Origin of the sequence: Vibrio sp. 10N.261.51.A3 (assembly GCF_041471965.1) — a bacterium.
In the GTDB taxonomy this organism is placed as follows: Bacteria; Pseudomonadota; Gammaproteobacteria; order Enterobacterales; family Vibrionaceae; genus Vibrio; species Vibrio crassostreae_C.
In genome coordinates, this window is record NZ_JBFRPK010000057.1 from 41,946 (window position 1) to 50,458 (window position 8,513).

General features: G+C 41.9%; 6 protein-coding genes and 1 pseudogene. 4 read left to right on the top strand and 3 right to left on the bottom strand.

Annotated features, from left to right (window positions below; translation table 11 throughout):
* Positions 1-206 precede the first annotated feature (206 nt).
* Positions 207-1,277 carry an OmpA family protein gene (locus tag AB4371_RS14610; RefSeq protein WP_102321396.1) on the top strand — a complete coding sequence of 357 codons (1,071 nt, stop codon included), beginning with the start codon at positions 207-209 and terminating at the stop codon, positions 1,275-1,277.
* Between the two features lie 131 nt (positions 1,278-1,408).
* On the opposite strand, the gene AB4371_RS14615 is transcribed toward AB4371_RS14610, so the two are convergent.
* Positions 1,409-1,807: an OsmC family protein gene (locus AB4371_RS14615; protein ID WP_102393590.1), complete on the bottom strand. Its 399-nt coding sequence runs from the start codon at positions 1,805-1,807 to the stop codon at positions 1,409-1,411.
* A 200-nt stretch (positions 1,808-2,007) separates the two neighbouring features.
* Between AB4371_RS14615 and msrB the strand changes: the two genes are divergently transcribed.
* A complete protein-coding gene (msrB, locus tag AB4371_RS14620; protein ID WP_017061740.1) occupies positions 2,008-3,150 on the top strand; it encodes a peptide-methionine (R)-S-oxide reductase MsrB in 1,143 nt (380 codons plus the stop codon).
* Between the two features lie 98 nt (positions 3,151-3,248).
* Here msrB and AB4371_RS14625 read toward each other — a convergent pair whose 3' ends face one another.
* Positions 3,249-4,616 (bottom strand): TrkH family potassium uptake protein, encoded by a 1,368-nt coding sequence (locus AB4371_RS14625; protein ID WP_017065604.1) that lies wholly within the window; start codon positions 4,614-4,616, stop codon positions 3,249-3,251.
* Positions 4,617-4,635: 19 nt separating this feature from the next.
* On the bottom strand, positions 4,636-5,292 hold the full coding sequence (locus AB4371_RS14630; protein WP_019820412.1) for a TrkA family potassium uptake protein: 657 nt from the start codon (positions 5,290-5,292) through the stop codon (positions 4,636-4,638).
* A gap of 186 nt (positions 5,293-5,478) precedes the next feature.
* On the opposite strand from AB4371_RS14630, the pseudogene AB4371_RS14635 reads away from it, so the two are divergent.
* Positions 5,479-6,075, top strand: a pseudogene (locus AB4371_RS14635) (mechanosensitive ion channel family protein); the annotation flags it as partial.
* A gap of 141 nt (positions 6,076-6,216) precedes the next feature.
* Positions 6,217-8,513, top strand: a 2,297-nt coding sequence (locus tag AB4371_RS14640) for a hypothetical protein (RefSeq protein WP_372150218.1), incomplete at its 3' end; no start/stop codon positions are given.

An 8,513-nucleotide genomic window follows, 5' to 3' on the forward strand; every position in this document is an offset into this window, starting at 1 on the left:
CAATAAAGGCATCTTAAATATATAATATTTAACAATTTCATTGACTCCAATACGCAATCAGATTAACAATATAAGTACTGAGAAAGAAACAGGTTCACCTGAACCAACACCTTGATTTACTTATTATAAGCAGTGTCGTAACCCAATAAGTGATCGTTTTACTGGTAAGTTCAGATAACAATAATAGCTAATCCAAGGATAAGATTATGAAAAGACTGTCAAAAATCATGTGTGCTGTTGTTGCCGCTTCAGGCCTAGCAGCAGCGCCTTCTATTGCTGCAACCACTTATGTAGGTGCAAAAGTGGGTATGGGCTGGCTAGACAGCGCATGTGTAGCCGGTGCTAAATGTGATGATGATGCAATTGGTGCAGGCATCTACTCTGGTTACAATTTTAATGACAAATTTGGTATTGAGCTAAGCTCAGACTTCCTTGGCGACTACAAGACAAGCTTTTCAAAAAACGGTACAACAGCTGCGTTCAGCGACCCACTAATCGCAATCTCGCTAACTCCAATGTACCGTCTAGCAGTACAACAAGAGTTTGATGTATTCTTCAAAGCGGGCCCGGCATACATTTCACACGGTGGCGAAGATGACGTTGTTCTTTCTGCTGGCATCGGTCTAGAGAAGCAGCTTTCTTCTGATTGGGCATTGCGTGTTGAATACCAATATTTTGATGACTTCGACGACAACTACGTTCAAGACCTGAACTCGAACCTACTATCAGTTGGTGTTAGCTACAACTTCGGTACTGGCAACACAACAGCATCAGCGGCGGCTGCAACAGCTTCTGCAGTAGCAGTGACTCAAGCGCCATCTGAGCCAATCACAGAGCCTGCAGTTGTTGTTGAAGAGAAAACGACTGTCGTTGTAACTAAAGCGCAAACAGAGAGCTACTCTCAAGAAATGTTCGCGACTAACAGTACTGAACTGTCTACAGATGGCAAAATTGCATTAATGCCATTAGTTGAAGTACTTAAAGCTCACCCTCAATCAACAGTTGATGTTGTTGGTCACACAGACTCAACAGGCGCAGCTGAATACAACATGATGATCTCTAAGAAGCGTGCAGCAGCTGTAGCGGCATACATCGAAGAGCAAGGCATTGAAGCAGACCGAATTACAGCGTCAGGTGAAGGCGAAGAGAATCCAATTGCATCAAACGCTACAGCTGAAGGTCGTGCTCAAAACCGTCGTGTTGACGCAACGATCCCTGGTTTCGAATACCAAGAAGAAGTACAAGTTGAAGAAGTTATCGTAGAAACTGCTGAATAACAGCACTCTACCTTAGCCGAAATAATAAGGGCGGAGCACTCAAAGTGCTCCGCCCTTTTCTGTATCTGTCTTTACTAATAAGCCGTAAGCCGAAAAGTACCGGCCCCAAGCTAGGCTGTACAAACCGAAAACTAAACGATTTCCCAGCTATGAGTCATCTCTACGCCAGCACCCAACATTAGACATACAGAACAGTACTTTTCTAATGAATCCGCACACACCTTAGCGACCTGCTCAGGATCAAGGTTGTCACCAGACACTTCAAAGTGAATATTAATCACAGTAAAGATTTTCGGCGCTGTTTCACGACGTTTGGTTTCAAGCTTTGCATTGCAACCAGTGATGCTTTGACCCGCAGATTTCAAACCGTCCACTACATCAACAGAGCTACAACCACCAGCGGCCATAAGGACCATTTCCATTGGGCTTGGCGCGGTTGCACCACCACTGCCATCCATTACTACAGAGTGGCCAGATTGAGATTGACCTAGGAATTTAAAGCCTTCGACCCATTTAACTTCTGCTTGCATGTTGTTCCTTAGATGTACGATAACCGCCATCGCTGTCTATTATTGGATATCAATACTGACACCCTACTACTGGCGGCATTTATGAGCAAGATTTTCTCGGCGACATATTTTTTTGTGAATGATGCAATTTTTTCCATCTAAAACCTGTCTCTATTCGTACATTCAAAATCGAATGAGAAGAACGTCAAGATGAGGTATCTATGAATAAATTATCTAAAATATTGGTATCACTCGTGGTTGCGCTACCACTGATTTCGCTGTTTGTAAGCCAGACTGGCACTGCCAATACAATGGATAAAACAGCTAATTCAGGTAATAGTGAAATCGCGACACTGGCTGGTGGTTGTTTTTGGTGTACAGAATCCGACCTAGAAAAGCTGACAGGCGTCACCGACGTTATCTCTGGGTATTCTGGCGGTGAACTAGAAAACCCAACCTACAAACAAGTATCCTCAGGCAAGTCGGGTCACATCGAAGTGATAAACGTGACTTACAACCCTGATGTTGTTAGCTATGAACAGGTTCTTGACCAATTCTTCAGACACATCGATCCAACCGATGACAAAGGCTCTTTTGTAGACCGAGGCCGTCATTATCGACCGGCTATTTTCTATCATAACCAAGCACAAAAAGATGTTGCTCAGAACTTCATGATGGAGATCGACAAAGCTAATATCTTTGGTGCACCACTAAAAACAGAACTGATAAAATTTGAGAAGTTCTGGCCAGCAGAAGATTACCACCAAGATTATTACAAGAAGAGTAAGGTTCGTTATAACTACTATCGTTACGCTTCAGGTCGTGATCAGTATTTAGATAAAATCTTCGGTGATGATAGAAAGGACAACCCTAAAACACTACGTCAGATCATCGACAGTAAGAATGCGACAGCGAATGCTAAAACATACGTAAAACCGTCTGATGCAGAGATCAAAGCGAAGCTTACAGCACTTCAATACGATGTAACGCAAGAAGACGCTACTGAGCGCCCATTTGACAACAAATACTGGGATAACAAGCAAGAAGGTATTTACGTTGATATCGTTACCGGTGAGCCTTTGTTCTCATCAAAAGACAAATACAAGTCAGGTACAGGTTGGCCGAGCTTTACACAGCCAATCAGCGAGGCTTATGTCGTCACAACTACTGACTACAAACTGCTTTACCCAAGAACAGAGGTTCGCAGTAAGTTTGGTGATTCTCACTTGGGACATGTATTTAAAGATGGTCCAAAACCAACAGGCTTACGTTACTGCATGAACTCAGCCGCAATGCGCTTTATCCCAGCGGATAAATTAGCAGAAGAAGGCTATGAGGAATACGTTGAGATGTTTGAGGGCTAAGCATTCAGCATTTAACGAACAGCCTATAACAACAAAGCCAGCATATCGCTGGCTTTGTTTTTATTTACAGAGCTTTATTTATCAGCCCGTGAACCTAATTAACCAGTCAACACCGTGTCTTCTGGATATTTCAACAAGGAAGGTTCTGGGCGAGCTAGCATATAAGCCAAGGTCAAAGGACCGATACGTCCAATCACCATAACAACAATCATGATGTATTTACCTGGCTCAGTCAGGTTCGCGGTTAAGCCAGCGGTTAAGCCAACCGTTGCAAAGGCTGAAATCACCTCAAACATGACTCGATCAAACGCTGCCTTTTCAGTAAGCATTAACAAAAACATCGCGGTGGTTAATAACGCCCCACTTACCACAATAATGGCCAATGACTTTGTTACCGCTTGCCAAGTTACGGTTCGCTTAAACATCACTACATGTTTCTTCTGGCGTAAAAACGTCCACGTCGCAACAAACGCGACGGCAAAGGTCGAAACCTTAATACCACCACCCGTTGAGGTAGAACCGGCACCAATCAACATCAGTACAATCATTACCAGCAATGCCGGCTGAGTGTATTGAGACAAATCCACACTATTAAAGCCAGCAGTACGAGCACTTGCCGACTGGAAAAATGCGGCTAGCCACTGTCCTTGAGTCGATAGCCCTTCCATGGTTGCTGAGTTATTTCTTTCCAGCAGCCAGAACAATACCGTACCCACCAACAATAAAGTCGGGGTTGCGGTTAGCATAATCTTAGTGTGTAAATGAAGATGTCGAAAACCTTTACGCCAATTACTGGATAGGTCACCCACTACCGTGAAGCCTAGCCCACCGAAAATAAACAAGCCAGCTAAGGTGAAGATCACCAGCGGATCATCAACAAAACTCATCATACTGTCTGAAAACAGTGCAAAACCTGCGTTATTGAATGCAGATATCGCATGAAATAGAGCATAAAAACTGCCCGTTGACCATCCCATCTCAGGTACCCAGCGGAAGCAGAGCAATACAAAACCGATAAATTCAGCCACTAATGCAAAGATGATGATCTTCTTAACCAATTTACGAAGGTTAATCTTACGATCTTGGCCAAGCGCTTCTTTCGCGAGTGCTTGTTGTTTAAGGCTTAACCTAACACCGAACATGTAAAGCAGTACCGCAGATAGAGTCATCTGCCCTAACCCGCCGACTTGCATCAAGAACATCAGTAAGATTTTACCCGCCAAGGTGAAATGCTCACCGGTATCGACAACACCTAATCCTGTCACACTGATCGCCGAGGTTGCTGTAAACAGTGCATCCGTAAAACTTAGGCCTGTCACAGAAAATACAGGCATCGTCAACAATATTGCAGAGGGGATAAGTACGCCTAAGAAGCTCGTAAGGATAATCTTAGGTTCAGAGCCTTTACGTGGCTTTTTATCACTCTTAAGCGTGTAGAAAGTACCTTTTCGTTTTAACGAATTCATACTGTTACCTTATTGCCAATTACCAATTGCGTAGCTTTCTAGATAAGGTCTCTTTCGGCCCAGCGATGATCACCACATCCCCAATTTCTAAACTCACATCCAATTCTGGTGCTTTAGTGAGGTTCGGCCCTCGCTTGAAGCCAAGTACCTCAACACCATTTTCTTTACACAGCTTAAGATCGCCAAGTTTCTTACCCAACAGTTTAGAACCAATAACAATCTCCGTCATCGCTAAGCCACTGCCAAGGTCGATAAATTCGAGAACGCGTCTGTCCAGCATCTTACGAGCAACACGAATACCCATATCGCGCTCGGGCATGATGATATGGTCAGCACCAATCTTAGAGAGAATCTTGCCGTGAAACTTATCGTTCGCCTTTACCCAAACAGCTTTTGCGCCTGACTCTTTTACCACCAGAGTAGTCAGAATACTGGAATTAACATCAGAGCCAATCGACACCATCACCATGTCGTAATCGTCGAGTCTTAACTCTTTAACTGTCTCCTCGCTTGTACAGTTCGCAACAATCGCTTGTGAAACAAAAGCCGCCGCTTCTTTCACTCGCTCTTCATCAATATCGACGGCCAGTACCTGTGCCCCTGAACTTTGTAGCTCTTTGCAAACAGACAGACCAAATCGCCCTAAACCGATAACTGCATATTGTTTGTCGCTCATTTGAAATCCTGTTTAGAAATTTTAATTACACGGGATAGCCAAACCTACATTAGTTTCTATCTCAAAAAAAGTTAGTTCTGCAAGAATAAGGTTATACTATTGTCATAATCGCTTGATTTATAAAGGTAGAGAACAACTCGAGTTTCTGCTAATTTCCAATTCATAATTTCTGCGGCAGCACACACAATGAATGAATTCATAACCCAAGTACAAACCTACATCAACCAGAGCCATAGTGATTGGGCAAACAGCGTCCTATTCATCACTATTGCGAGTTTTCTCGCTTGGGTAGCTTGGCGAATTATCCATAATCGCTTAGAAATTCTGGTTCAGAAAACCCCATTCCACTGGGACGATCTACTGCTAGAAGCACTAAAAACCCCTGTCAGCACATTACTTTGGTGTTGGCCTGCTACAGTCTCTATCGGGCTAATACTTCAAGACCAGTTTGGCAATGAAATCAATTGGTTAAAAACGCTTAAACACATATTGATTATCTGTACATTCGTTTGGTTTACCTTACGAATGATCACTAACACTGAAGCCTATGTCTTAGAGCAAAAAACCAGAGACGAAACCACTGTACAAGCGATAGCGAAAGTCGCTCGCTTGTTCTTTATGGTGATGGGCGGCCTAACCATTATGCAGGCATTTGGGCTCAGTCTTTCCGGCTTACTCACCTTTGGTGGTGTTGGTGGCTTGATCGTCGGTTTAGCGGCTAAGGACTTACTGTCGAATTTCTTCGGTGGCATGATGATTTACTTCGACCGCCAGTTTAATCTCCCAATATCAAATCTTGTCAATAAATTCGTAACTGTATAATTAAACTGTATTTTTTTGCCAAATACTTTAGATTTTTTAATTGACAACTGTCAATTGTCTACTAGGCTAAAGATTATACACACTATATAATTCAGTACGCATATGAGAATCCCGATATTAAAAGAGCTATCTCAAATCACTTCGTCTCTATCACCCTGTTATTCTCACCACCTTTCCAACGATATTTTCCCGCAATCTTCTATAGTTAAAGGCAAGGTAGAAGGTGCTGTAATACAGAAAAAATTAAATATTTATGCATCCTTCTGTTACCTAGTTAAGTCAAAGGGGTATAGTGGTATTGATATCCTGAATGATGCCTCTGCTCTGAATCTTCATTTTGAACAATTTATCGGTTTTCTACATAAGGAATCAGAAGTAAAGCGAGATTGCTCGTATAGCCTAATTAACCCATTCAGAATAGCCTTTAGCCTCCTAGCCAAAGAAAGAGGCCTGCAACTTCAGAAAATTAAACTCTCCACTAACTATATTACAGATGATTTACACAGGTGTATCGATAGGTATAACGCCCTGAGCATTGATAACACCAAGCGCGATTATCTCAATGGGTGGCGCGCGGTTAGCAAAAATGGTCAAGAGTATGAGCTGTTTCTTGATCCAATCTACACAGGGCACGGCAAAGAATTTGCTACGTTGTTGCATAATGCTCTCAACGATTACACCTCAAAAATGCTTCAGTCTTCAGCTCGTACTGTAGTTAATAACTTCAATAATCTATTCAGAGCGATGTCCATAGTTTGCTCTAAACAAAAAGACATTAATGACCAATTGAATCACGAAAACCTACATCAGTTTTTCCTCAAAATCATGAACCTTCTTTTTGCTGAATGTTTGGCTAAAAATAACGACCCCAAACATTTTTTTCTAACATGGAAAAGGTCAGTAGAGCACTTTCAGAAATGCTTCATCCAAACAGGTATATTTGATCCTCCAATTAAGCCATTTGTGACTCCGATATGGAAGTCACCAAAAGATTCTATATTCACTTTTTCGATCGGAGGTCAAGCATCAAAAATCGAAAAAGATCGATGGTTTGCAGATATCCCTTTGAGAATAAAGGATGAAGAAGCCTTAACCATTATTCAATCAAGGGTTGAGAGAGATTTAAAACACATTCACCACATTTGTTATACAAAATTCAAAGAGTTTAAAAAAATTGACAAGCGCAATGACTTGTACCGTTGCAGCGGCGTAATAAAGCCACTGACACGAGCCTATGGATCAGATGTGCCTGTAGGAGATAAGCATGTTGCAAATACAGTTGCCACATTCCATACATATGGAATCGCAGGGAAGAAATCAGGTTACGTTAGTTTTTTGGGGTTTGCAGGCAACTCACGGGATCTTAATTATGAATTGAATCTTCCAACTGTCGCTAGCCTAGCGATTATGTGTAACTTATTGATTCAACAGCATCCTCAAATTACTCCATCTTGGCTCGAAAAGTGGGAGCTATTTAACAAGAATGGCGATCAAACTGGTTTTATCCAATCTGGAAACCAATTCTTAATTGATAGTGTTAAACGTCGTAGAGGTCTATCAAAAGCTCAACAACCAATCATTTTAAACGAATTTTCAAAGGAAGTGGTTGAATACCTCATCGAGCACACCGCTATAGCTCGCGACAACCTCAGGAATAAAAAAGATACCTCTTGGCGGAAAATGTTACTCACTGCGAATGTAAACAAGGCTAGTCAGTCAAGCAGGTTAACAAGCTACGACACGTCGCCAACATTTATTGGTTGGATGACTGATAAATCATTATTTTCCAATGAAATACTTATTACTCAAGAGGAAGCAGCTGTCATTGCAGATATGGCGTCCCTTCGTTCAGTTAGAAGAAATAAGGCTCTTCTAACCTATTTGGAAACGCACTCCATGACTGCCGTAGCTGAAGCTCTTGGGCACAAAGAAATGAACTACACTCTGTTGTGCAGTTACCTACCTAAACCTTTAATGGACTTCTTTAACGACCGCTGGATTAGGCAGTTTCAAAACGCCATACTTCTTGAGGCTCTAAAAGGCTCAGATTATCGTTTAGAAGCTGTTGATATGACTGCTGATGAAATAGATGAATTCCTCGAAAATCATGCTCTTTCAGAGCTTCCTAGCTTTTCTCAATTTGAAGCCGCTTCAACTGGGTCACAGAACATTTACGTCGATAAATACGACTTTGATGGAGCCACATTCACTATTGGTACCGCATTATTGCAGGTACTAATAGCGATTAGGAATACTATCGAAGAAAACTCATATAATGAGTTAACGGATATTATCAATAACTGGTATGAGTCTTCTATTTTTATTCTTAACCTCTTGGAGTCAGAACAATATAGCGCAGATAAAGAGCTAACACGCATGCAGGGCAAGATCATGAAAAA